Origin of the sequence: Ferranicluibacter rubi, assembly GCF_011603255.1 — a bacterium.
Taxonomy (GTDB): Bacteria; Pseudomonadota; Alphaproteobacteria; order Rhizobiales; family Rhizobiaceae; genus Ferranicluibacter; species Ferranicluibacter rubi.
Genome location: NZ_JAANCM010000001.1, coordinates 454,931 through 479,379, shown reverse-complemented (window position 1 = coordinate 479,379; position 24,449 = coordinate 454,931). Strand labels below are relative to the sequence as shown.

Annotated in this window: 21 protein-coding genes; 9 read left to right on the top strand and 12 right to left on the bottom strand. The window is 62.3% G+C overall.

Annotation, left to right across the window (positions count from 1 at the left end; all coding sequences use genetic code 11):
- Positions 1 to 68: 68 nt before the first annotated feature.
- The 4 genes from apnL to oiaX form a co-directional block, all read right to left on the bottom strand.
- Entirely contained in the window at positions 69 to 2,012 is a 1,944-nt protein-coding gene (apnL, locus tag G8E10_RS02225) for a D-apionate lactonase (protein WP_167126444.1), read from the bottom strand.
- Positions 2,009 to 3,043, bottom strand: a complete 1,035-nt coding sequence (locus tag G8E10_RS02220; RefSeq protein WP_167126441.1) for a Gfo/Idh/MocA family protein — start codon at positions 3,041 to 3,043, stop codon at positions 2,009 to 2,011. The genes apnL and G8E10_RS02220 overlap by 4 nt, the downstream gene beginning before the upstream one ends.
- Positions 3,044 to 3,125: 82 nt before the next feature.
- Complete coding sequence (locus tag G8E10_RS02215) at positions 3,126 to 4,478, bottom strand: four-carbon acid sugar kinase family protein (protein ID WP_167126438.1); 1,353 nt, start codon at positions 4,476 to 4,478, stop codon at positions 3,126 to 3,128.
- Positions 4,471 to 5,724 carry a 3-oxo-isoapionate-4-phosphate decarboxylase OiaX gene (gene oiaX / locus G8E10_RS02210; protein ID WP_167126435.1) on the bottom strand — a complete coding sequence of 418 codons (1,254 nt, stop codon included), beginning with the start codon at positions 5,722 to 5,724 and terminating at the stop codon, positions 4,471 to 4,473. The genes G8E10_RS02215 and oiaX overlap by 8 nt, the downstream gene beginning before the upstream one ends.
- A 217-nt stretch (positions 5,725 to 5,941) precedes the next feature.
- Here oiaX and G8E10_RS02205 point away from each other — a divergent pair, with 217 nt between their 5' ends.
- From G8E10_RS02205 to G8E10_RS02195, 3 genes are all read left to right on the top strand, one after another.
- On the top strand, positions 5,942 to 6,655 hold the full coding sequence (locus G8E10_RS02205) for a transcriptional regulator NanR (RefSeq protein ID WP_167126432.1): 714 nt from the start codon (positions 5,942 to 5,944) through the stop codon (positions 6,653 to 6,655).
- Between the two features lie 175 nt (positions 6,656 to 6,830).
- Positions 6,831 to 8,051: an adenylate/guanylate cyclase domain-containing protein gene (locus G8E10_RS02200; protein WP_167126429.1), complete on the top strand. Its 1,221-nt coding sequence runs from the start codon at positions 6,831 to 6,833 to the stop codon at positions 8,049 to 8,051.
- Positions 8,052 to 8,172: 121 nt separating this feature from the next.
- Complete coding sequence (locus G8E10_RS02195; protein ID WP_281517368.1) at positions 8,173 to 9,234, top strand: polysaccharide pyruvyl transferase family protein; 1,062 nt, start codon at positions 8,173 to 8,175, stop codon at positions 9,232 to 9,234.
- A 32-nt stretch (positions 9,235 to 9,266) separates the two neighbouring features.
- Here the strand turns inward: G8E10_RS02195 and G8E10_RS02190 are convergent, their stop codons facing one another.
- The 5 genes from G8E10_RS02190 to G8E10_RS02170 all read right to left on the bottom strand — a co-directional run bounded on the left by G8E10_RS02190 (position 9,267) and on the right by G8E10_RS02170 (position 14,643).
- Positions 9,267 to 9,941, bottom strand: a complete 675-nt coding sequence (locus tag G8E10_RS02190; protein WP_167126426.1) for a hypothetical protein — start codon at positions 9,939 to 9,941, stop codon at positions 9,267 to 9,269.
- Positions 9,942 to 9,973: 32 nt separating this feature from the next.
- The gene (locus tag G8E10_RS02185) at positions 9,974 to 11,293 is read right to left on the bottom strand and encodes a glycosyltransferase family 4 protein (protein WP_245507105.1); all 1,320 of its coding nucleotides are present in this window, start codon (positions 11,291 to 11,293) and stop codon (positions 9,974 to 9,976) included.
- 121 nt (positions 11,294 to 11,414) lie between these two features.
- Positions 11,415 to 12,743: a capsular polysaccharide biosynthesis protein gene (locus tag G8E10_RS02180; RefSeq protein ID WP_167126422.1), complete on the bottom strand. Its 1,329-nt coding sequence runs from the start codon at positions 12,741 to 12,743 to the stop codon at positions 11,415 to 11,417.
- Positions 12,740 to 13,465 (bottom strand): P-loop NTPase family protein, encoded by a 726-nt coding sequence (locus G8E10_RS02175; protein WP_110800295.1) that lies wholly within the window; start codon positions 13,463 to 13,465, stop codon positions 12,740 to 12,742. Before G8E10_RS02175 ends, G8E10_RS02180 begins: the two co-directional genes overlap by 4 nt.
- A complete protein-coding gene (locus G8E10_RS02170; protein ID WP_167126419.1) occupies positions 13,462 to 14,643 on the bottom strand; it encodes a glycosyltransferase family 4 protein in 1,182 nt (393 codons plus the stop codon). Before G8E10_RS02170 ends, G8E10_RS02175 begins: the two co-directional genes overlap by 4 nt.
- A gap of 198 nt (positions 14,644 to 14,841) precedes the next feature.
- Between G8E10_RS02170 and G8E10_RS02165 the strand changes: the two genes are divergently transcribed.
- The 6 genes from G8E10_RS02165 (at position 14,842) to G8E10_RS02140 (ending at position 21,918) form a co-directional block, all read left to right on the top strand.
- Positions 14,842 to 15,936 (top strand): polysaccharide pyruvyl transferase family protein, encoded by a 1,095-nt coding sequence (locus tag G8E10_RS02165; protein ID WP_167126416.1) that lies wholly within the window; start codon positions 14,842 to 14,844, stop codon positions 15,934 to 15,936.
- 76 nt (positions 15,937 to 16,012) lie between these two features.
- Positions 16,013 to 16,993 (top strand): polysaccharide pyruvyl transferase family protein, encoded by a 981-nt coding sequence (locus G8E10_RS02160; RefSeq protein ID WP_343289657.1) that lies wholly within the window; start codon positions 16,013 to 16,015, stop codon positions 16,991 to 16,993.
- 159 nt (positions 16,994 to 17,152) lie between these two features.
- The gene (locus G8E10_RS02155; protein ID WP_167126413.1) at positions 17,153 to 18,307 is read left to right on the top strand and encodes a polysaccharide biosynthesis/export family protein; all 1,155 of its coding nucleotides are present in this window, start codon (positions 17,153 to 17,155) and stop codon (positions 18,305 to 18,307) included.
- A gap of 162 nt (positions 18,308 to 18,469) precedes the next feature.
- Positions 18,470 to 19,768: a KpsE/RkpR family capsule polysaccharide export protein gene (locus G8E10_RS02150; protein WP_110800291.1), complete on the top strand. Its 1,299-nt coding sequence runs from the start codon at positions 18,470 to 18,472 to the stop codon at positions 19,766 to 19,768.
- 24 nt (positions 19,769 to 19,792) lie between these two features.
- The gene (locus tag G8E10_RS02145) at positions 19,793 to 20,587 is read left to right on the top strand and encodes an ABC transporter permease (RefSeq protein ID WP_245420034.1); all 795 of its coding nucleotides are present in this window, start codon (positions 19,793 to 19,795) and stop codon (positions 20,585 to 20,587) included.
- 77 nt (positions 20,588 to 20,664) lie between these two features.
- Positions 20,665 to 21,918, top strand: a complete 1,254-nt coding sequence (locus G8E10_RS02140) for an aminopeptidase (RefSeq protein WP_167126410.1) — start codon at positions 20,665 to 20,667, stop codon at positions 21,916 to 21,918.
- 149 nt (positions 21,919 to 22,067) lie between these two features.
- Here the strand turns inward: G8E10_RS02140 and hemW are convergent, their stop codons facing one another.
- The 3 genes from hemW to G8E10_RS02125 all read right to left on the bottom strand — a co-directional run bounded on the left by hemW (position 22,068) and on the right by G8E10_RS02125 (position 24,443).
- The gene (hemW, locus tag G8E10_RS02135; protein ID WP_167126407.1) at positions 22,068 to 23,243 is read right to left on the bottom strand and encodes a radical SAM family heme chaperone HemW; all 1,176 of its coding nucleotides are present in this window, start codon (positions 23,241 to 23,243) and stop codon (positions 22,068 to 22,070) included.
- A gap of 5 nt (positions 23,244 to 23,248) precedes the next feature.
- Positions 23,249 to 23,896 (bottom strand): RdgB/HAM1 family non-canonical purine NTP pyrophosphatase, encoded by a 648-nt coding sequence (rdgB, locus tag G8E10_RS02130; protein WP_110800289.1) that lies wholly within the window; start codon positions 23,894 to 23,896, stop codon positions 23,249 to 23,251.
- A 121-nt stretch (positions 23,897 to 24,017) separates the two neighbouring features.
- Positions 24,018 to 24,443 carry a VOC family protein gene (locus G8E10_RS02125; protein WP_167126404.1) on the bottom strand — a complete coding sequence of 142 codons (426 nt, stop codon included), beginning with the start codon at positions 24,441 to 24,443 and terminating at the stop codon, positions 24,018 to 24,020.
- Positions 24,444 to 24,449 lie beyond the last annotated feature (6 nt).

Sequence of the window (24,449 nt, the reverse complement as noted above, 5' to 3'; positions counted from 1 at the left end):
CGGCGATCACAGTCGCGAGCGATGAGGATAGCCCAAACGGCACGCCGCCGCTTCGGAAAAATGCGCGCTCAGCCGTCGATCCGCAGCACGCCATAGGCGCCGAGCCGAACGTCCCCGGTGCCGAGCCGTTCGGCTTTCAGCGCACCGACCGCAGCATCGATCATCGTTTCCGCATCCAGCCGATAGGCCGATGCGTCAGGAGCGATGCCGAGCGCCGACAGATCGAGTGCCTGCGGCAGCGGCGTCAGGTTGACCGCAAGGATCGTCCGGCCATCCTTTCTCTGCGCGCACATTGCGAGAACCGCATCTGGCCGGTTGGATGAAATGATGGTGGCCTTCGCGCCGGCGAGATCCGCAAGCATGGCGACGGCATGAAACAGCGGTCGCCGCCCGCCCTCGGGAATGGGTTCGTTTGCGCCGGCGATCAGGCCGAACGGGCCCGTCAGGGCCGAAAGCGTCAACTGGTCGAGCCCGGCCGGTGCGACCGAGATGGCATAGCCGATGGCGTAGGCGGCGGCGAAAAGGCCGTTCTGCCGCGGGTCCCGGTTCGCCATCGGAATCCGGCTGCCATCCGGATTGTCCATCGTCCGGCTGCCATAGGGGTTCTGGCGCATGGGGATCGTGGAGGGCCCGATGCGATAGCGCCGGTCGCTGTAGATCGCGCGCACCGAGCGGGTGATGAAGGGCAGCGCCTCCAGCGTCTGCATGACGCTGCGATCGTCCGCCGCATGCACGATCGGGTTGGTGCAATGGCTGATGAAATCGAGTGCTGCCGCCGGCACGCGCTTGCGGTTCAGTTCGGTGAAGTAGCTGAGCATGCCGCCACCGAGCGCTTGGGATGGGAATGCCGCCCGCGCTGCGGCATAGATGTCGTCGAGCGGCGGGCAGTCCGGCCATGCGCTGCCGGGCGGTGTCGATTGCCGATCGACGGCGGGAGACACCATGACGGCATCAGGCGTGAAGCCTGCTTTGTTCATCGCTGCCGCCATCGCACGCAGTTCGTCACCAAAGGGCTCCCGGCAGGGCAGCGCGATCTCCAGCGTGGACGATCCCGGATGTTTGCGCGCAAAAGTCGCGAAGGCATCGAATGCCGAACCATCGTGGCCCGCGAGCGGATCGAAATGGAAGAGCAACGCCTGCGCCTGCGGGCCGAGGCCGGCGTCAAGCAAGGCTTGCGTCGCTGCCGCTTCCTCAGGCGTGACGACGAGCCCGATGGGCGGCAGCGGTTGTGCAAGGCCTTCCTGAAGCCTTAGTTTCACCGGCCCTTCCGGCTGCGCCGAGCGTGAATCAGCATGGCGAGACCGCTCATCCACGACCTGCAACGTGACCTGCTGTGCAACATCCACGCCCGCCTCTACCCGGTAGGGCCAAGGCAGAGCAAGCGGGCGGACATAGGTCTTGTAAGAGGCATCCGACCAGTTTCGCTGATCCTCCATCTCGAACGTATCGCCCTCCATCCGGCATTCCACGCTGACGCCCGGTAGAGCCTGATGGGTGATGGCGCGCATCTCCTTGAAGGGCTGCCAGGGTTCGATAAGGTCCGGCAGGACGGTCGCCTCAAGGGTCCCGTCGACATGCTCGACCCGAACCGGCGTTCCCGCGACGCCGACGATCGGGTGGAGCACGCAGAAGCCGCAGCGATTGGTCTCGAATCCTGTTTCGGACCGAGCCGTGCCGGAAAAGCCGAGCCGACCATGGTCGTCGCCTTCGATCCGGGCCTGAAGCACGAGCTGCGTCCCCTCCGGGCCATGGCATGTCGCGCTGTAAATGACGGTGAATCCGTCCGCGCGCTGATCCACGACAAGATCTTCGATCTCGGGATCGTAGGTGCCCCAGTCACGATCGCGCACGAGGAAGGACACGGCGCGAAGCACCTCCACACCGTCAAAGCGGATGTTGCGCAGTGCGCCGCCGGAAAGCTCCGCCGAAAGTCCTCCAGCCGCGAGCACGCGGGAAGCCGGCTCAGTGCGAACGGTGCCGGTCAGGCGGAACGCGAGCGCATCGTCCGTCATGCGATCAGCGGCCCGATCGCGACCGGCTGCAGCGTCGCCGCACTTTCATAGGCCGCTTCCACCAGTGCGAAGGTCTTCAGATTGTCGGCTCCGGACGTCGAGGTTTCCGCGCCGCTCGCCAGTCGTTCCGTCCAGTGCTGCTGGATGGCAAGGACGCTTTCCTGGATATTGTGCCACGGGCGCGATGCCCAGGGGAGGAGGGTCGGTGATACGTCGTGGATCTCCGTGCCGGATGCATTCGTGATCTCCAGCCGGTACCCTTGCATCAGCCGCAACGAGCCTTCGGTCCCATCCAGCTCGATCAGAGTCTCCGGGAAAGGCTCGACGGAGGCCTTGGTGGCATAGCTGACATCGACGACCGAGGTCGCGCCGTTTTCGTGATCGAGCAGGATCGTCGCGACATCCTCGCCCTTGATCGCAGGATTGACGCGCTTGGTGCGGGCAGTGAGCGTCGTGACGTCGCCCAGAATGTAGCGGGCGATGTCGAGCGTGTGGATGCCCAGATCCTCGATGATGAAGCGCGCGCCTTCGGCCAGATAGGGCTGGCCCGAGAACACGTCATAGCCGGAGCGGAACGAGAAGCGGCCCCAGAATGGCGTGCCGATCTGGGCCGTTTCGAGCGCCTTGCGCACCGCCTGGATCGGCGTCTGCCAGCGGAAATTCTCGTGGATCATCAGGGGAACGGCCACTGCCTCGCAGGCCGCGACCATGGCTTTGGCATCGCGGAGCGTCGGCGCGAAAGGCTTTTGGCAGATGACCGGCAGGCTGTGCGAAGCCGCCATCTCCACCAGCGCGCGGTGACTGTTGACCGTGGTGGCGATGTCGACGAAATCGAAGCCGCCATCCGCCATCATCTGCGCGGCGTCGCTATAGCGGCGCGCGATCCCGAACTGGTCGCCGACGATCCGCAGGCGCTCCGGGTCGCGGTCGCAGATGGCGACGATCTCGGCGTCTTCCACATCCTGCCAGGCATGCATCTGGTTGACGGCAAAGAAGCCGCAACCGATCAGCGCTCCTCGAAAACTCGGCATGGTCAATGTCCTTGAAAAGTGTCGTTCAGGGTCCAGCCCAGCCGATCAGGTCAGGCTATGTAAGGGCGACTGGTATAATGAGTCAACCAGCCGATGTCGCGCGTCCGTCGCGGATCTGGGCGAAGTAGCCATCGCGTCCCACCTGTCCGCCCTTCAATGCAATCTGCAATCCGTTGGTCGGGGCATGCAAGCCATGGGCGGTGCAAAGCGGCGATCCCGGCGTTTCCGGCAGCGGCAGCAGGGTCGTGAGGGCATCGACCTTCAGCGCACCGAGCGCATGGCTCGACGTGTCGCCCCCGGCGATGACGGCACGGCCAAGGGCCTCCCTCTCGATCAACTGTAGAAGAATCCGGCCAAGCATCTGACCCAGCCGATGCCGGCTGCCCACCACCCGGTCGATCTCGCCGCCACGGTCGGCCTGCGGACCAAGCGCGGTATGCAGGATGACGCTGCGGCCGGCGGCAAGGCTCGTCTGCGCCTCCCGGATCGCGCGGTCGATAACGCTTTCGCCATCCTCCCCGAGAAGAGCCAGAGGATCGAGCGCCACGCCGTCGAAGCCGTCCGCCCCGGTCGCCTGCCGGATCTGCCGCTCCGTGGTCGGCGAGACACTGCCGGAGACGACCGCGATCCGGTCTGCTTTACCCGGAGACGGAAAGTCCCGTGCGCCCTCGACCAGCCCTGCGGAGCGCCAAGCCTGGAGCAGCGCATATTCGACGCCCGACGATCCCGCCATGAACCGCGAACCGTGGTTGGCAAGCCGGAGAAGTTGCGCGCCTGCCGCCTTCTGCGTCTCCGGTCCGTCCACATCCAGCATCAGAATGCCCTTGCCGGCAAGCGTTGCGGCGCGCGCATCGATCTGCGCATCCGTGAGCATGGTGAGATCGGCCAGCGCCACCGGCAGTTCTGTCTGGTGCCCGAGATGCTGCGTAAGATCGGCCTCGTTCATCGGTGTCACCGGATGCCGGCTCATGACGGGATGGCGATCGATACGATAGACGTCGCCTTGATAGCCGGCGAACAAATGGCCGAAGGCCGTGTAGCGCTTGAGCTGCGGTGCCCCGACGACAAGGGGTGCGAGACCCTGTCCGAAGACATCGAGCCCGATCTCGATCGCCCGGCCGATATTGCCGACCGCAGGGGCCGAATCGAAGGTCGAGCAAACCTTGTAGTGGCAGACGGTCGCTTCCCGCGCTTTCAGCCATTGAAAGATCGGCGTCAGGTGTTCATCCATCCACGCCGGCGTCTCGCTGCGGCTGGTGCCGGCAAGGCCGATGGCGCGGCAATGGGCAAAGCGCTGCAGCAGCGCGTCATCGGGAATGCGCAGGAAGAGCACGGTCTCCACGCCATGGGAGGCCAGCGCCTCCATGACGTCGGTCGAGCCGGTGAAATCATCGCCGTAATAGCTGAGAAGCAGGGGCGCTGCCATGTCAGGCATCCTTTCCGCCGAAGGTCTTCAAGGATGCAGCAAGCTCAGGGTGGTCGAGCGCGTAGGTTTCGAGCGGGATGTCGGCAACGGCGGCCTCCCAGGCCTGCTGCACGGCATGCACGCCCGCGGCCGGTCCGCCGGGATGGCTGACGATGCCGCCGCCGCAGAGGTAGAGAAGATCGGTCGTCCGTCCCGTGCGTCGATAGGTTTCGGGCGCCTGCCCACCCCACTGCCCGGATCCGGCAACCGGAAGCGGGCAATCCGCCGGCGAAAAGAGCGGTGTGGACACGGCCTTGAAGGATTCGACGAAGCTCTCGTCCGGCTCCCAGTATTTTACGCCGATACCGTTGATCTGGAACTGATCGACGCCAAGCAACCGCCAGAACTGCTGCCAGACCTTGAAGTCGAAGCCGATGCCGGGATGCCGGGTCAGAACATCCCAGCCGTTGCGATGCGCATGCAGCACGAGGCCGGAGCGCTTGCGGAGGAACGCCATGCCGCCCATGCCGATCGAGTTGATATTGACGACGGCGCAATTGCCACCGGCGCTGAGCACCATGTCGTGGTTGCGCATCATCTCGTCGGGGTCCGTATGCGAGATGCCGAAGGCGTACATCACCTTCTTGCCGGTCTTTTGTTCATGCTCGAGGATCAGCGGCATGATGGCGGCGACGCGCTCCTTCAGCGGCGAATAGGCCGGGCTCATCAGCTTTTCGTCGTCCTTGATGAAATCGACGCCGGAGCCGATCAGTTCGCCGACCAGTTCGGCCGTTTCCATCGGTCTCAAACCCAGGGCCGGCTTGACGATCGTGCCGATGATCGGCCGGCCCTCGACGCCCGTCAGCCGCCGGCTGCCCGGCAGGCCGAACTGGGGGCCGGGATAGGCGGCACCATATTCCGGTGGCAGCTTGAGATCCACGACACGAAGCCCCGTCATGCCCTTGATGGAGAAGATGCCGCCGATGGCGATCGTCATCAGCGCCGAGAGGTCCGTGCCCACGGCATCGAGCGGAAAGGCGATGTCCACATCGGCCCGGTGGATGGTTCCGTGATCCGATGGCGCTTCCGGCCAGCTCGGCGTCGTCGCGGGCTCAAGCGGCCGGATCGCGATCACCCGTGCAGCAACCCGTGCTTTCAGTTCTTCCGTTTCACCCGGAACCGGCACGAAGGTCCCTGTAGACTGGTCGCTGGCGATTTTGGCAGCCATGGCCTCGACGCTTCCCGTCGTCTCGATGCGATAGGTCACGGTGATCATCGGCTTCTCCTCCCCGTCTCGACCTGTCGGCTCCGGCAGATCGTCGTTGATGAACTGGTATAATGAGTATAACAATGACGCAAGTATCGATGACCGGAAAATGCGCAGAAGCAGCAGGCGTTGCGACAGGGGAGAAAGCGAGGCGCGGACGCGTTTCCCTTTTCCAAGCGCGTTGCGGCATGCGAAGATGCAGGATCGAACAAATATCCGGAACCTCATGAGCCAGCCGACCGAAACCATCACGCGCCGAAAACTGTCCGACGAGGTCTTTTCCCGCCTGCAGGCGATGATCACGTCCGGCGAACTTAATCCCGGCGACGAAATGCCCTCGGAGCGGGAGCTGATGGAGCGTTTCGGCGTCGGGCGGCCGGCGATCCGCGAGGCGATGCAGGCACTGGCCAATATGGGCCTCGTCGTCATCTCCCATGGAGAACGCGCCCGGGTGCTGGAGCTTACGGCCCGGTCGATCCTGCGTCAGGTGGATACGACGGCCCAGATGATGCTCGCGAAATCCTCCGACACGCTGGAGCACCTGAAAAGCGCTCGTATCTTCTTCGAGCGGGGCATGGCGCGGGAAGCCGCAGTGAAGGCCACTGAAGCCGATATCGCAGACCTCGCGGCGATCCTCGTTCGGCAGGAGGCGGCACTGGACGATGCTGCCGCCTTCATCGCCGCCGACATGGAGTTTCACACCCGCATCGCCCGCATCTCCGGAAATCCTATCTATATCGCCGTCAGCGAAGCTATGCTCGCCTGGTTGCGCGGCTACCACACGCACATGCTGATCTGGACCGGCAAGGAAACCGTGACGCTTTCCGAGCACCAATCCATCATCGACTGCATCGTCGCCCGCGACGCCGATGCCACGGAGCAGGCCATGCTGCGCCACCTCGAACGCTCCCGCGCGCTCTACACGTCGAAGGAGGCATAAACCCCGACGCATTTTAATGTTCGTCTGACCTTTCGGAAATCGGACTGAAAACGATTCCGGTTTGGCGGAATATGCAGTAGAACCCGACACCCTCGAACAATTTCTTGCCGTTCCGTTTCGAAGCCGAGGGCCGGGAACCGCAGCATCATGACGACGGGTACAGGGAGTGGCGGACATGGACTCAGGCGAAATCGCACGCATCTCCGCATGGCTGACGACGCAGGGTCTCAAGGGCTCCGACGAGATGGAGATCATGCGTGGCTTCTGCGAGCATCTGCGCGAGGCCGGGCTGCCGCTCGACAGGGGGCTCGCACTCATCGACACCCTCCACCCTGTCTATGAAGGGCGCGCCTTCCAGTGGGACAGCCGCGAGCCGGGCAAGGGCATGTTCGAATACGGCCCGACGAACGAGGGCGTCTCCGAGGAAAACTGGAAGCGCTCGCCGTTCTACCACCTGCGCGAAACCAACGGCAACGAGTTGCGCCGCCGGATCGGCTTCGGCGATCCCACCGATTTCTATGCGCTGGACACGCTGCTGGCGGACGGTCATCGCGACTATATCGCCATGATCCACCGCTTCTCGCCGGACGCCCATATCGGCGATATGGACTGTTTCTACTCGCACTGGACGACGGCCGACGAGGGTGGTTTTTCGGATCAGGAGGTCGATGCACTGCGCTCACTGGTGCCCGTCCTCGCCCTTGCCATCAAGGCAGGATCGCTCAGCCGCGTCACGCGGACGATTGCCGAAGTCTATCTCGGCGAAGACGCCGCAAGCCACGTGCTCGAGGGGCGCATCACCCGGGGCAAGGCCGAGCGGATTTCGGCAGTGCTCTGGTTTTCCGACCTGCAGAACTACACCCGCATCACCGAAAGCCTCGCCCCGGACGAGATTATTCCGTTCCTCAACGATTACGCCGATGCGGTCATCACCTCCATCCACGAGGCCGGGGGCAATGTGCTAAAGCTGATCGGCGACGGCACGCTCGCGATCTTCAAGGCGGAAGAGCGGGAAGATGCCTGTCGTCGGGCGCTGGACGCCGAACGGCGCCTGCGGGGCAAGCTTGCCGATCTCAACGCACGCCGCGCCATGGAAGGCCGCCCGACCACCGAAGTCTATCTCGGGCTGCATATCGGGGACGTCTTCTATGGCAATATCGGCAGCGCCGATCGCCTCGATTTCACGGTCATCGGACCCGCCGTCAACGAGGTCAGCCGCATCGCCTCGCTCTGCCGTTTCGTCGATCGCACGGTCGTCATGTCCTCGCCCTTCGTGGCCGCGGCACCGCCACCCGGCGACAGGGAGGTGGTCTCCATCGGCCGCTATGCCTTGCGCGGCGTGAAGCTGGCGCAGGAACTTTTCACCCTCATGCCGGTGCCGGAAACGGACGTGTGAACGACAGACAGAAGGCAAGCGGGAAAGGTGCCTGCATCCGCAGCCAGCCTTCCGATTTCTGCCTTATGACTTACGTATGATCCGCCGCGCCCTCGGGGCTCGGAACAGGGAAGGTCGATAGATGAAGATGAACAGGCTCGCCGAGCAGGTCCGCAAGACAGGCTCCGTGCCGCTCTCCTGGGCGGGATCGACGATGGCCATGGATTACCTGAATATCGGCGATGCCCTGAGCCCGGTCATGGTGGCGCTCCTCAGCGGAAAGCCGGTTCATCGGGTTCCCTCCCGCTCCAAGACGATGCGCATGGCCTGCGTCGGCACCATCGCGCATGGCGTTTCCGGCGGTGAGGTCTGGTTCTGGGGTACGGGGTCCTCGCGCTGGACCAATCCATCGGCGGCAAAGGAGGAGTTGATCCCGTTCGCGCCTTCCGAAGACTCAACGTTTCACGTCACGGCAACGCGGGGGCCCCTGTCGGAGGCGCTGATCACCGGCTCGGCGGAAGGCACGGTCGGCATCTATGGCGATCCCGTCTGGCTGCTGCCGCGGTTCTATGCGCCACCGGTCGAAAAGACCTGGAAGCTCGGCGTCATCGTCCACCTGTCGGAACTGGCCGATCGCGATCCGGAAGCACACCTGAAGGAAACGCTGCTGCGTTACAAAATACCGGAGGCGTTCGCTCCGCATGTCCGCCTGATCAACACGGTCACGCCCATCGGTATGGACGACATGAAAGCCCGGATCGACGAGATCCTCGCCTGCGAACGCATCGTCTCCACCAGCCTGCACGGCATGGTATTTGCCGAAAGCTACAATATTCCCTGTCTGCATTTTGCTACGCATGGTCCGGTGAACGGGCTGCACATGCGAAAGCTCGACGAGACCTGCGACCTCGATCCCCGGGTTATCGATCTCTACCGCGGTCTCGGCCTCACCGAACTGCCCGTCTATGCTTTGCCCCGCACGGAACTGACCGATTGGGACGATCTCATCTCCGCCATCGACCGCGCCTGGACGCCGAAGGCGTTCGATGCGGAAGCGTTGATCGCAGCCTTTCCGCTCGATGTCGCACCGCTTGAAGCCCGTCCGGGCGAAACCATCTGGGAGCACCCGGTGCTTCAGGGGCTGGTGCTGCAGCATGACGTGAAGGAACTGAACCTCGCCGACAGGCTGCGCAACAAGGCCTAAGCGCGCAAGCGCTCGGCACCGCGCCGCCTGCGTCAGCGCCCCTTGCTGGTCTCGATCAGCGTGAGAACGAGGGCGGACAGCAGCGCGAGCGGCGGGGTCGGCGCCATCTGGGGCTTCGAGCTCTGCGCCGGCGACAGCCCGACCTTGCCCACCGGCTGATCGCTGGCATTGATGCCGCTATTGCCGAGCGTCCACCAGCCATCCCGCAGGATACGCTCCAGAATGAACGTGGCCACATCGAGCGAGCGGGACGGGGAGCCCGGCGGCAGGATGTCGGCGGCCGTCGGATTTCGCTCGTTCATCACGGAATAATAGATCTGCTTCAGATCGTCATCGATATCGTCGGAGCCTTCGGTCGCCGTATTGACCTTCTGGCGCAGCCGCCGCAGATCGGCCACCGTCACGGGTTCCCCGCCCGAGACCTTCAACACTTCGTTCGCGAAGGCTTCGGGATCGGCATTGGCCGAGGAGAGAAGGTCGCCGAGGGGAGAGCCAGGGGTTGCCTGCCGGTTGCGGATGACCTTGGCCGCACCACGGATACCCTCGCGGAAAGCCTCGCGACGAACGGTCTCCTCGGCGCTATGCGCTGCATCCAGCGCTGCCGCCATGTCAAGGAGAACGGCCGAGATCTCCGGGCTGGCACCCGAAATTGCCGTCTCGCGCGCACGCGCCACGAGACCGTCCAGCCGAGCCTTTTCGTCACTCATCGCTGCTCTTCCGTATCGACTGCATCAAGGTGTCACTTCAATGTGGTGTAGAGCGAATCGAGCCGCTCTGCATAGCGCTCCGGCGAAAACAATTTCGCCCGCTCGAGGCCCTCGGCCTCGTAGTACCGCATCAGGGCATCGTCATGTGCGACATCGCGAATGGCCTGCGCGATCGCATTGACGTCATAGGGATCGACCACGATGGCGCTATCGCCTGCAATTTCCGGATTGGCGCCTTCGCTGCCGGTGATGACGGCCGTTCCCAGCTGCATGGCTTCGAGGATCGGCAGGCCGAATCCTTCGTAGAGCGACGGAAAGACGACGGAGCGGGCGCAGCGGATCAGGGACATCAGCAGGCTCAGCGGTAGATATTCGAGGCGTACGATCGAGGAGGAGCGCGTCACGTGACCGATCGTCGGGTCATAGACGTCCGTCTTCTTGCCGCCGCCGGGAACGCCGAGAAGCCGGAGGTCGTTGGCGTTCTTCCACACCAGCTGGCCGACGATCACGAGGGGATAGCTGACCTGGCTCGCCAGATAGGCCTCGATGATCCGGCCGATGTTCTTCTTCGGCTCGATCGCGCCGAAGAACAGGAAGAATTTCTTGTGCTCCAGTCCGAAGATCGACGCGACCTCGTTGCGCACCTCGTCCTCGTCGCGGTTGAGGATATGGCTCGGCAGGTTGACCGCCTGGTAGGTGTTGGTCACCCGGCTTTCGTCCACGCCGAGGAGTTCGACGATATCGCGCTTCGAGACCTCCGAGACCGTGACGATGTGATCGGCCTTGTCGGCGATCTTGCGGACGGTCTTCAGGAACTCGCGTTTGTTGTCGAGCGTGGCATAGGGCAGGCGCAGCGGCACGAGGTCGTGGATCGTGTAGATGTTCGCCGCATTCTTCAACTTGATCGGCAGCGGATACGTCCAGTGGGCGATGTCGGCGGACTGGTCGTAGCTCGTCTGCATGAACTGGCCGTAGGTGCGGAAGTGCCAGCGCGAAATCGTATAGAGATTGCGCGAGTTGAAGATGCGCTCGTGCTTGGGCAATCCGCCCGGCACATGCCGCGCGATGACCTTGCCGGTGATCGGCACCTGGCGCGCCGTGGTGCCGAGCGGCGACGTCGCCAGCCGCTTGATGACCTCGGTCGGTTTCAGCGCCCGCGTCGACGGGTCGAAGAACCCGACTTCCGAAAGCAGGGCATTTTTGCCGACCGAAGCGCGAACGCCATAGAGAAGGTCGATGGGGTAGCCGAGTTCGGACAGGTGGCCGCTGAGATTGCGGGCATAGGTGGCGATGCCCGTCCCCTTTTCCAGGGCCAGATTGTAACCGTCGATCATCACGCGGGGCTTGGTCATCGAATGCTTATCGTCCTGTCTTCGTCCCCTCGAATGCGGTGCGGGCGGCGAGCCCACATCTCGAGGGGGAGATGTGTCTGTAAGGATGGGAAGACCACGTCCTGAAGCGAAACTGCGTTGGTTATCTAGGCGATTGACATTCCGGAAGCAACCGGAAGGGTGCATCGCTCTGTCGGTCCGGCCTTTCGTCGAAAGGATAAAGGAGACGTCCGATGGTGCGGAAGGCGCGTTCGGGCCGCTCGCGAAAGAAGTCGATCGGGTAGTGCCGGTAGTAAACGGCATCTTCGGCCGTTGCGACCTGTCTGACGGCAGCGGCGACGATCGGCGCCAGTGCGTGGCGCCAACCCAGAACCCCATAAGGGCCGGAGGCGTGCCACGAAGGGGGCTTCCGATAAGCAAAGGCAGGCGCGACAGGGCGGCGGAGATCGCCGATGACGGCCTCGAACGTCGTGTTCTCACCCGTCTCCGGCTGGAAATAGCGAGGATACAGCAGATATGTCGCGGCGAACACCTGCTCGATGGTCAGGCGCCGCTGCCGGCGCGCCGTTGTCTGCCGATCCTCCGTCAGACCCCATCCGGCATAGAAGGGCAGGCCGAGAACGGTGACGGGCAGCCCCCGAAGCAGCGCCTCGAACCCGGCAAGAGACGTGATGGCGTAGACATGGTCGATCGTCTCGAAGGCACGGGACAGGGGGATGCGGTCTGTGAGGACGGTGCAGATGCGCGCCAGTTCGGAAAGGTCTGCGGACGAGCTTCGAACACCGCTCAGCACGTCGGGGTGCGGCTTGTAGATAACCTCGGCATCGGGGTTTTCGGCAACGGCTTGCCGCACCATGTCCTCGTTGGTCACGGGCCGCGGGCAGCCATAACGGATCGATGCATCGCCATCCACTTGGCCCAGCGCCAGCACCCGTCGCTTGCGCTTGGGTCCGTATGGCAAGGCGACCTCACGCCAGGGCGCGTTGTACTTGCTGATCCCCGTCGACAGAAGCAGCGCCATCCCTTGACGCGCCCGCTCCATCAACAGGGGATCTCCCTCGAAATCGTGATGTTGCAGGATGTCTTCGAGATCGGAGGCGGTCCGGCTGTCGAAATAGGGCGTCTGCCTGTCCACGATCAGCGATAGCGGCGGCGTGCGACCGGCATGCGGAACGGCCGAACGGATGAAACCATCCTCCACGACATGGACGGGGATTTCGTTGCGACGTGCGAATGCCCGGACCGTTTCCGGCAGGTTCAGGCTCCAGACGAAAATCTCGGGCGAGGCTGCGAGATCGATCCGGTCCAGCCAATCCTTCCGAAGCTGCGTTTCGCTCAGGAAAAAGGGAACGAAAAGGAAGGTCCGCTCCGGAAAATAGCGGCGCAGCACTTCTCTCTTCCAAGCCTGCATATGAAAGGCATAGGTGAGGACCGGCAGGCTGTCGGTTTGTGGATCTAAGGCGGGTCTCATCCCGGATTGATCACGGACGTGTCGTCGCTGCTCTCGTCAATGCCTTCGATATCGCCGGCGCCGAACTTCAGGCGATCCTCGCCGATGGCGGCCACGGCATCGTCGGTGCTGTCCATCGGCGTGATTTTCATGCGGTCTATGGTGAAGAATGCGTTGCAATAGCGGCGCAGCAGCACGGGCGACGAGGTGAAGATCAGGAATCCCGACGTCTGCATCCGCTCCTCGACCAGTTCCACGCACCGCTCGCGAAACGCACCGCGGCCACCCAGAAGCGTCTCGTCGACGATATAGGTCTCGAACGGAATCGCATAGCACGAGGTGAACAGCAGGCGCGTGCGTTCGTCGCGGTTGAGCAGCTTCATCGGCTTGTCGATCGCCTTGCCCACCTCGGCAAAGTCGATCACGAAACGGATGATCGGCAAGGGGTCGAAACCGAAGACGCGGCAGAGAAAGGCGAGGTTTTCCCGCCCCGTCAGGGCATTGTTGAAAACACCGCCACCGGCGACCGGAAAGGAAACGAGCGATTCCCGGCGCACGCTGCCGAGGTCCGGACGAAGCTTGCCCGTGGTCAGCTGCACGGTGCTCGTCTTCCCGCCGCCGGGCGGCGACAGGATTCCGGTGATCTTGTCGCCGGGGAACAGAGCGCTGGCATCGTCCAGCACCTTCGTCTTCTCGTTTTTCTGACGAAGCGTCTTATGCACATTGGTAAAGGTAACGCTCACGCCTGGCCTTCCGTCTCGTTTGTTGTGCCTTCCCCGCTTCGGGCAAGGATCTCGCGCATCCATCCCAAACCGTCGATCGGGTTGAGAAAGACAGTATCCGAAGGTGCAATCTCGTGAAACACGGGAATGTCCGACACGATGGCGGGAACGCCCAGTGCTCCCGCTTCCAGAAGAGGAATGCCAAGGCCTTCCGCAAAGGAGGGAAAGAGCAGGGCTCTCGCACCCTTGAGCAGCAACTGAACCTCGTGATCGCCGAGACCGCCGAACTCCAGCACATGTTCCCGGATGACCGGCGACCGTTCCAGCATGTCGATGACGTTCTCGTTCTCCCATCCGCGCTTGCCGATAATGCAAAGGCGCGGGATCTGTTGTCGATCCGCCATCATGCGCCAGATCTCCAGCAGCAGAAGATGGTTTTTTCTGGGTTCGATGGTGCCGAGCGTCACGAAATAGGGGTTGGGATCCTCAATGATGGCGCGAACGGCAGGTGCGACCGGCGCTGAAGCCGCGGCACCGAATGTCAGGGTGGGAATGATCACCTCCGTGCCCGAGAGCCTCATGCCCTGCGCTGCGGCATAGGCCTGCATGCGCAGCGCCGTATCCTTCGAATTTGCGACGACCTGAACCGGTGCATCGAAAAGTTCATCGAGATAGGCGGTGAACTGCTTGTAGGTCTGCGGCCGCTGATACTCCGGAAAATCGATCGGAATGAGATCGTGGATATAGACGACCCGCTTCATCTCGGCCTTGGGATCGAGCCGCTTCATGCCACCCTTCACCTTGCCGAGGCCGGAATGGGAGGCAACGACATAGGTGGTCTGCCGGTTGATGATCGAGCGGGGCAAGCGATGTGACATGCGATCGACGAAGGGCATGACCGAGAGGCGCCAATCGGTACTTTTCTCCAGGCGTTCGCCGGGACTGCCGTTCCAGGCGGCATCGAGATGGCTGAGGACGGCGCGGCCGAGGGAATGATCGAGCCGGCAGATGCCGTGGATGCCTGCATGCAGAAAATGGCAGTTGGTGCCGAAGCGCGCGACAAGGTCGAGGCCGATGGCGAGGTCGATGCGATCGACGCCGGTGCCGAACGGCTTGTGGCGGCTGCGCACCAGTCGCGAAAGATCGAAGAGCACGCTCGGCGTCTCGATCGTCAGCGGCGTCATGGAAAGGCGATACATGAAAACTCGTCAGGCGTTGCGGCTGCGCGCCTGCAGGTCACGCAAAGCCGGTAGGAAAAGCGCGGGATCGCCCCGCAAGGATAGGCTTACTCGCGCCACTTTCGCACACTATTCGCCTATGGTATACGCTCGGCCAAAGGGCCAAGGCGATACCGGGCGGCCGGTAAGCCCATTTCAGTAATGCCGCGATGGTGGAATTTGTCTCAAAAACTCATTGATATTGTTAAATCGGAGGGCACCATTCCGCTCTCCTGGGTGACCACGACGGGTAAGGAATCCTATCTCAACCTTGGTGACGCCCTGTCCGCCGTTATCGTTTCGATGATGTCGGGCCTGCCGGTGCATCACATGGCTGCCAAGTCCCAGGCCACGCGGCTGGCGGCGGTCGGCACGATCGGTCACATGTTTGCGGGCGGCGACGTTTCTTTCTGGGGAACAGGCACCTCGCCCAACCTCAATCCGCATCAGGGCGACAAGCCGAAGATCGCTTATCAGACGCCGGCAGACACCCGGATCACGACCTATGCGACGCGCGGTCCGTTCAGTCGCCGCCTGCTGGCGCCGGATGCACAAGGGGCCGGCGTGTTCGGCGATCCGCTCTGGCTGCTGCCGCGGTTTCACACCGCACCGGTCGAAAAGACCTGCGAACTCGGCGTTATCCTGCATCTGTCCGAGCTGGAAGATCGCGCTTACGAAGCGCATCCCAAGCCGGAATCGCTGCGTCATCATGTCTCGGACGCCGACCGGTCGAGCGTCCGCCTGATCAATACGGTGACCCCGATTTCCGTTGGCGCGCTCCGGGAACGGCTCGACGAAATCCTTTCCTGCAAGCGCATCGTCTCCACCAGCCTTCACGGCATGGTCTTTGCCGAATCCTACGGCATCCCCTGTCTTTACTTTTCCCCCCGCGCTGCACAGGCGGGTCCGGGAAAAATCGACCTGATGGAGGAGGAGGGGCTCGACCTTCGCTTCGTCGATCTTTACCAGGGCATCGGTCAGGAAAGCCTCGATGTCTGGTACCAGCCCCGCCGCACGGCGACGGACTGGGGCGCGCTGATCCGGGCGATCGACGACATCTGGTACCAGAAGACGTTTACCGGAGAAGAACTGATCGATGCCTTCCCCTTGCCGGGGACGATGCTCGACAAGGGTCCGACCGGCAGCGCCTTCGATCATCCTCTCATTGCTTCGCTTCCCATGGAGCGTCATCGGCCGCCAACCGAAGGCGTGTCGCCATCGCGCGGCTGGCTTTCAAAACTGGCGGCGCACGCCCGTGGCCTGAGCGGAGTTTGACGTGCCTCTAAAAGCAGCCAAAAGACTTTTCCGTCGTTCCGTCTCTCCCGACAGATCGGCAGCTTCCGGTGCCTTGGTGACAAGTGACCGGGGTGCGGCCGAAGCTGTGCGTCTCTCCTGGGTCTGGACGACAGACCGCCATCCCGACGCCAATCTCGGGGATGCCCTGAGCGCGGTGGTCGTTTCCGTGATGTCCGGCCTGCGGATCGAGCCGGCCGCGTTCGATCAACCGAGAGAGAGACTAGCGGCGGTCGGCACCATTGGGCATGCCCAGCAGGGTGCGCGTGTGCATCTGTGGGGCACGGGGTTCGACCTCAATCGCGGGCCATCCGGCGCGCTCTCGCCTTACGCTGTGCCCCCTGAAACGGAACTCGTCGTGCACGCGGTTCGTGGACGGCAAACGGCCACCGGTCTGCGGGCTCTGGGTCTGGATGTACCCGAGGTCTTCGGCGATCCCGTCTGGTTCCTGCCGCGCATTTTCCCCTTTCCCGACCTTGAGAAGCGCTTTGAACTGGGCGTGATCGTCCATATTTCCGAGCTTGATGAGGCGACGGCGGCGGCAACCGTCAAGGCGCAGCTGACCCGATATGCCATTCCCCCGGAACTGGCGGACGACATTACGATCATCAACACGTACACGGATGCGACCATGGAGGGTTTCGAGCGAAAGGTGCGCGAGATCGCCGCCTGCCGCCGGATTCTCTCCACCAGTCTTCACGGTTTGGTCATAGCTGAAACTTACAACATCCCCTGCGCCTGGTTTTCGACCGGTCGCGGCGAGGCTGCGGCCTTACCTTTCGATGGCCCGCAGCCGATCGATCATCGTATGATCGACTTTTATGGCGGTGCCGATCGCGAGACCGTGCTGAGCTATCTTCAGCCATTGATGGAACCAACCGATTGGGCCGATGCCATCGGCTTCATCGATCGAAACTGGAAGGGACTGACCTATACCGGAGAAGCGCTGTTCAAGGCATTTCCGCTTCGCAAGGCCGTAAAATTCAAGGATTCCGTGTGGACCTGTCCAACCGAAATCCTGGAGTCCAACCGATACTGACCTCAGGCACTGTGCCCTTTTTGCAGAGGCCTGTTTGTTTTTGTCTGGTGCGACCTTGAAGTCATTGTTTACCAGTTGGTGTTGAGATAACCAAAACGACACCACTATTTCGGGGGAGCAGATCATCTTCGTCTGAAGGATCTGCGCTTGAGGGTGCCCATGCCGTTCTTGACCAAATTCACCAGTTTGTCGCTGGCCGCCATCTGCCTGAGCACCACGTCCTGCACGGTTATGCCGAGCTCCGGACCGAGCTCCGGGCAGATTCTCCAGGAAGCCAAGGATAGCTATTCCCCCTACACGGTGATTCCGGTCACCCAGGGTATCGTCTCGCTTCTCTCCAGCAGCCTCGACACGCAGCTCGCCGAAACACTGGGCAATACGCGCAAGCGAAGCTCGTCCATCATCGGCGTCGGCGACACGGTCGTCGTCTCCATTTGGGAAGCGTCGCCTGACGGTCTCTTCTCCGGCGGTTCCGCCAAGGGCGCGACGCAGATACCGGAACAGCCGGTGTCCGAATCCGGCACGATTTCCGTGCCCTATGCCGGCACCGTGAAGGCTGCCAACCGCACGCCACAGCAGGTCAAGGCCGCCATCGAGAATGCGCTCGCGCGCATCGCGATCCAGCCGCAGGTTCTCGTCAGCGTCGTCAAGAACGTTTCCAACACCGTCACCGTCACCGGCGAAGTCGCCAGCAGTGGCCGCATCGCTCTTTCGCCCCGCGGCGAGAAGCTGCTCGACGTCATCGCCATGGCAGGCGGACCGCGCATCGAATCGCATCAGCTCTCCGTCCAGATCACGCGCGGCCGACGCACGGAAACCGTTCCGATGGAGCGGCTGATTTCGGACCCGAGCGAGAACATCTACGTCCAGTCGGACGACGTCATTGCGCTCATTCGCCAGCCACGAAGCTTCACCGTGTTCGGTGCCGCGACGGCCAATGCGTCCATCCAGTTCGACGAATCTCAGCTCTTCCTCAACCAGGCACTTGCCAAGGTCGGCGGCCTGAACGACGAGCGGGCCAATGCGCGCGGCGTCTTCATCTACCGCACAGAGCCGACATCGCTCGTGCAGCGCATGGTACCGGGCAAGGTCGCATCCTCCGGTGCGACGACGAACGTCATCTACCAGATCGACCTGAAGGATCCGAACGGCTTCTTCCTCCTCAAGGGCTTTAGCCTGCGAAACCGCGACCTGATCTATATCGCCAACTCTTCGCTTGCCGAGGTGCGCAAATTCGCAACTCTGGTCAGCTCGACCGCAGCGCCCGTCGCGCAGGCCGCGTCTGTCGGCAGCACGCTGAACAACTTCAAGTAGTGAAAAAGAGAAGGCATTGTTGCGCCGCAATAATGCCTTCATCTCCGGGCAAAAGCTGTCCCAGGACAGGATCGCCGCGCTTTGTAGCGGTGATCTTCCGAATGGCCGTAAGTCATGGTATACATGCTGCGAAACAGGCCGAAGACCCCTTCAGGAGTGCCAATGAGCGACGCGTCCAAGACCGCGAGAGCCGACAAGCTGAAATCACGGCAGGAGGATGGCGCGCTTGTTCTGAGGCTGGATGAGGTTCGACCGAACCGTCAGATGGCGGCGGTGCCGAAGCGCATGCCGGATCTGCCGGCGAAGCCGGTTCGCAAGACCACGGTTACCTATAAATCCGAAAAGATGACCGGCTTCGTAACGAAGGCGAAGAGTGGTTTTTCGGGCGCGAAGCTTGCCTTTCTTCTCGTCGTCATCATCCCCACCATTATCGGCGGTCTTTATTACGCCGCCGTCGCCTCGCCGCGTTACGTCTCGGAGTTTCGCTTCTCGGTTCGTCCGGGCGAAGGGGGCGGTGGTTCGAGCGCTGCCGAACTCGCATTGACGATGTCGAACAGCTACATCGTGTCCGATTACGCCATGAGCCGCGATGCGGTGGAGTCGCTGGAAAAAGATGTCGGCTTGCGGGAAATCTACTCGCGCCCCGACGTCGATTTTCTGTCCCGGCTAAGCTCCGATGTGTCCCTCGAAGGCTTGGTCAAATACTGGAACAACCGGTTGTCGACCAGCTACGACCTGACCACCGGGATCAACACGATCGAAGTGGCGGCATTCTCGCCGCAGGACGCATTCCGTATCTCGACGGCGCTGAAGGACCTCTGCGAAAAGCTGGTCAACGATCTGTCCGAAAAGGCGCGCCAGAGCCAGCTCGCATTCGCCAAGGCGGAGCTCGATCGCTCCGAAGCCCGCCTGACGAACGTTCGCAGCCAGGAAACGGAACTGCGCACCGGCCAGAAGAGCATCGACGCACGCAAGGAAGCCGACGGCAAGATCCAGTTGATCACCAAGCTCCACGGTAGCCTTGCCGACCTTCAGGCGCAGTACACGGCGCTGGGAAGCTATATGGATGCCAAGTCGCCGCGTCTGACCGTGCTGAAATCCCAGATCAATGCGACGCAGCAGGAACTCGATCGTCTCCAGTCCCAGGTTCGGTCAACGGGCGATGGCGTTTCGAACAAAGCCATGCTGGCAGACGCGCAGCTGATGACGCAGTACGACAAGATCCAGAGCGATCTCGATATCGCGACCAAGCTCTACACCTCGTCGCTGACGAATTACGAAAATGCGCGCATGCTCGCCAGCAACAACCAGATCTACCTGGCGACATATGTTCAGCCCGGTATCGCGCAGATCGCTGCCTATCCCAAGGTCGTTTTCGACACGTTCCTCGTCTTCTTGTCGGCGCTTGGTCTCTGGATCGTGATGACGCTCGTCTACTACAGCATCAGAGACCACGCGTAGTTTGGCGCGACCGGAGAGCTGCCAATGAGCATGGGTGTCATTCCCGTCGGGATCTCCCGGCAGCTGCGGATCGTGAGTGCATTGACGATACGTGAAGTTCGTCTGCGGAACAGCAAACACGCCTTCGGCCAGCTCTTCGATCTGCTGGAAGCGATTGTTTTCATCATCATTCACTGGGCGATCTTCACGTTCATGCACAGGCATCTCCTTATCGGAGACAGCTTGCTGCTGTTCATCAGCACGGGCATTCTGCCGGTGCTGTTTTTCCGAACCATCAGCGTCAAGACAGCGACGGCGCTGGAGGCTGCGAAGTCGGTCACCAGTATCCCCTATGTCGAAGCGCTGGACTATTCGCTCGCGCGGAGCTTCGTGGAGTTTCTATCCTTCACGATCATGTTCGGGCTGGGCTTCGTGATGATCTACGCGCTCGGATTATCCCGTTTCGCCATTCCCTACGATTTCACACCCATCATCGTCTCCATTTTGATGCTGACGGTTTTCTCCTTCGGGATCGGTCTGGTGAATTCCTTCATCACGTTCCTGTTTCATCCCTGGAAGCTGTTTTGGGGCTTCTTTTCGCGTGTTCAGATTTTCCTGAGCGCCGTGTTCTTCATTCCCGAATACATGCCGCCCGAATTGCGGAACATCGTTGCCTATAATCCGATGATGCACTTCGTTTCGCTGTTTCGCACCGGCTTCTATCCGACCTATCCGACCCATCTTCTGTCCGTGACCTATATCGGTTGCTGGACGGCAGCCGTGCTGATCCTGGGCCTGGCTTTGGAGCGGGTCCTTCGCAACCACCGGGCAGGGCACTGATCCCGCCATCTCCCTCTTCAAATAGCGGCTCGCATGCCCTAACTTCGAACCTCGTTTCCCAGTGAAAGATGTTCGACATGCCAGCACCTGCGACAGACACCCAGCCAATCGACTACCGGAAACTCGAAAAACTGGCCGAGGTGGCCGTCAAGATCGGCCTTGGTCTGGAACGAGGCCAGGATCTGGTGATCACGGCGCCCATCGCGGCTCTGCCGATGGTTCGGTTGATCACCAAGCACGCCTATCTCGCCGGTGCTGGTCTGGTCACGACGTTCTATTCCGATGAGGAAAGCACGCTGGCGCGCTACGAACATGCGCCCGACGAGAGCTTCGATCGTGCCAGCAATTGGCTCTATGAGGGCATGGCGAAGGCCTATGCCGGCAACGCGGCGCGCTTGGCGATCTCCGGCGACAATCCCATGATGCTGGCAACGCAGGACCCGTCGAAGGTCGCGCGGGCAAACAAGGCGATGTCCATCGCTTACAAGCCGGCGCTGGAGAAGATCTCGAACTTCGACATCAACTGGAACATCGTCTCCTACCCCAATCCGTCATGGGCACAGCAGATGTTTCCGAACGATCCCGAGAACGTGGCCGTGGAGAAACTGGCCAACGCCATCTTCGCGGCATCCCGCGTCGATGTCGAGGATCCGGTCGCAGCCTGGGAGGAGCACAACGCCAACCTGCGCAAGCGCTCGACCTGGCTGAACGGCGAACGCTTTTCTGCGCTTCATTTCACCGGTCCGGGAACGGATCTGACGGTCGGCCTTGCAGACGGGCACGAGTGGCACGGCGGCGCGTCCACCGCCAAGAACGGCATCACCTGCAATCCTAACATCCCGACCGAGGAGGTCTTCACCACGCCCCATGCCTTGCGGGTCGAAGGCCATGTGTCCAGCACGAAGCCGCTGTCGCATCAGGGAACGTTGATCGACGATATCCAGGTTCGTTTCGAAGGCGGTCGGATCATCGAGGCGAAAGCGTCGAAAGGCGAATCGGTTCTAAACAAGGTTCTGGATACGGATGAAGGCGCCCGGCGTCTCGGGGAGGTTGCCCTTGTGCCGCATTCCTCGCCGATTTCGGCCAGCGGCATCCTATTCTACAACACGCTCTTCGACGAGAACGCCTCGTGCCATATCGCGCTCGGCCAGTGCTACTCGAAATGCTTCCTCGACGGCGCGTCCCTCAGCCAGGAGCAGATCGCCGCACAAGGCGGCAATTCCAGCCTCATCCACATCGACTGGATGATCGGCTCCGACAAGGTCGATATCGACGGTGTTCGGGAGGATGGCACGGCGGTGCCCGTGATGCGCGGCGGCGAGTGGGCTTGATCGTCCTGTGACCGGCCTCAGAGTTTGTCAGGGATAAGTGGAAACCGGTTATCCTCAAAAGGCAAACGACATCAAAGAAAACGAGAATCTGTCGGGTTCAGAATGAACCTAACAGATTCTAGAGCCGGTCACCTCACCTCTGATTTTCCTCAGCAGGCGAGATCCGCAACGACGGCGTCGAGGATCAGCATGCCGGAGGGGGTACAGCGCAGCCGGGAATTGCCGATCCGCTCGATGAACCCGTGCTCGATCAGGAAGCGTTCCTTTTCCGGATCGGGCGCGCGACCCGATAGTGCTTCCCAGCGTACGAGGTCGATGCCTTCCTTGAGGCGCAAGCCCATCAGCAACAACTCGTCGGACTGCTCGGCATAGCCGAGCACCTCCTGATCGATCATCCCATGGCCATTGGCCTCGACGAGGTCGAGCCAGGTCTCCGGCTTGCGCTCCGTCGCCGTCGCCAGCTTCTCCCGGCCGATCGTCAGGCGGCCATGGGCACCGGGGCCGATGCCGGCGTAGTCGCCATAGCGCCAATAGGTCAGGTTATGTCGGCTCTCCGCCCCGGGCACCGCGTGGTTGGAAACCTCGTAGGCCGGCATGCCGATCGCTGCCGTGATGTCCTGCGTCGCCTCGTAGAGAAGCGCCGACTGGTCGCCATCGGGCACGACGAGCTTGCCTGCCTTGTGAAGGCCATAGAAGGGCGTGCCCTCCTCGATCGTCAACTGGTAGAGCGACAGATGATCGACGGCATAGGAGACGGCCTGTTTCAGCTCCGCTTCCCACTCCTCGACGGTCTGCTTCGGCCGGGCATAGATCAGGTCGAAGGACATGCGCGGGAAGATATCGCGCGCAAGCCCAATCGCCTTCAGCGCATCCTCCACATTGTGAAGCCGCCCGAGGAACTTGAGGTCGCGATCGTTCAGCGCCTGCACGCCGAGGGACACACGGTTGACGCCGGCGGCACGGTAGCCACGAAACCGCGTCGCCTCCACGCTTGAAGGGTTGGCCTCCAGCGTAATCTCGATGCCATCGGGCACATGCCAGAAGCGCGCAATGCCGTTCATGATGGCATCGACCGTCGCGGGATCCATCAGCGAGGGGGTGCCGCCGCCGAGGAAGATGCTGGTCACGGTGCGCGGGCCCGACAGCCGGCGCGCTTCCTCCATCTCCTTCAGGAAGGCGGAGACATAGCGGGCCTGATCGACGCCCTGGTGGCGCACATGACTGTTGAAGTCGCAATAGGGGCACTTGGCCGCGCAGAACGGCCAATGGACATAGACCCCGAAGCCAGGGTCCGTCTTGTCGCCGATAAAGGAGAAGTCAGCCATATCCGTCAGGCGCCGAGGCAGGTCTCGGCAAACACCTTGAAGGCGCGGGCGCGATGGGAGAGGGCGTCGGCATCGCCCGGCTTCCAGCCGTGCTTCTCGTCGGCGCTCATTTCGCCGAAGGTGCGCTCGTGTCCTTCCGGCTGGAAGACCGGATCATAGCCAAAACCTTGGCTGCCGCGCGGCGGCCACACCACGGTGCCTTCCACTTCGCCGCGAAAAAGCTCTACATGCCCATCCGGCCAGGCAAGGCAGAGCACGGAGACGAAGCGGGCGGAGCGGGTCTCCGGCGTCGTCGCGCCAGCCGCCTGCAGGGCGACTTCCACCTTGTGCATGGCCATGGCGAAGTCGCGCGTCCCGTCGGCCGTCTCGGCCCAGTTCGCGGTGTAGACACCCGGATCGCCGTTCAGGGCGTCCACGACCAGTCCGGAATCGTCGGACAGGGCCGGCAGGCCGGAGGCCTGTGCGGAGGCGAGCGCCTTGATGGTCGCGTTTTCCTCGAACGTCGTCCCGGTCTCGTCCGGCTCGATGAAGTTGAGGTCGGCGGCGGATTTCGCGGAAAAGCCGAGCGGACCGATCAGATCGCGGATTTCGCGAATCTTGCCGGCATTGTGGCTGGCGACGATCAGGGTCTTGTCGTCAAGCGTGCGTGTCATGGTGGGTCTCGAAGTGTGAACCGGAGGACGTCGAAACGCCGCGGAAACGTGGGTCGGTGAATATGGGTCGTCCGATCCGCATGAAAGCGAACGGTTGACGCACGGCATGGAGAAGATCGGTTCAGCCGATGGACCAGAGGCCCGGTTCGGCGCATTCCAGGCTGTTGCCGGCCGGGTCGCGAAAATAAAAGGATCGCGCGCCCGTTGGCCAGGTGATCTCACTCTCGATCATCACGCCATCCGTCGCAAGTCTCTCCTGCAGGGATGTCAGATTGTCGCGCGACACCCGGAAGCAAACATGGCCGGGGCCGGTCGTGCCGTGCACCGGGACAGGCAAAGCAGGGGCCTCCGTAGGCTTCAGAGTCTCGGTCGGATTGAAGATCAGGAGAACGCCCTGTCCGCAGCGAAAGAACAGGTGTCGGCCATCGACGCGGGCGATGCGCTCCAGTCCGAGCACCTCGCCGTAGAAGCGGTCGGCCGCATCCAGATCCGACGCGTAAAGCGCCGTTTCCAGAATGCCTTCGAGTACCTGAGTCCTATCCGCCACCGCTTG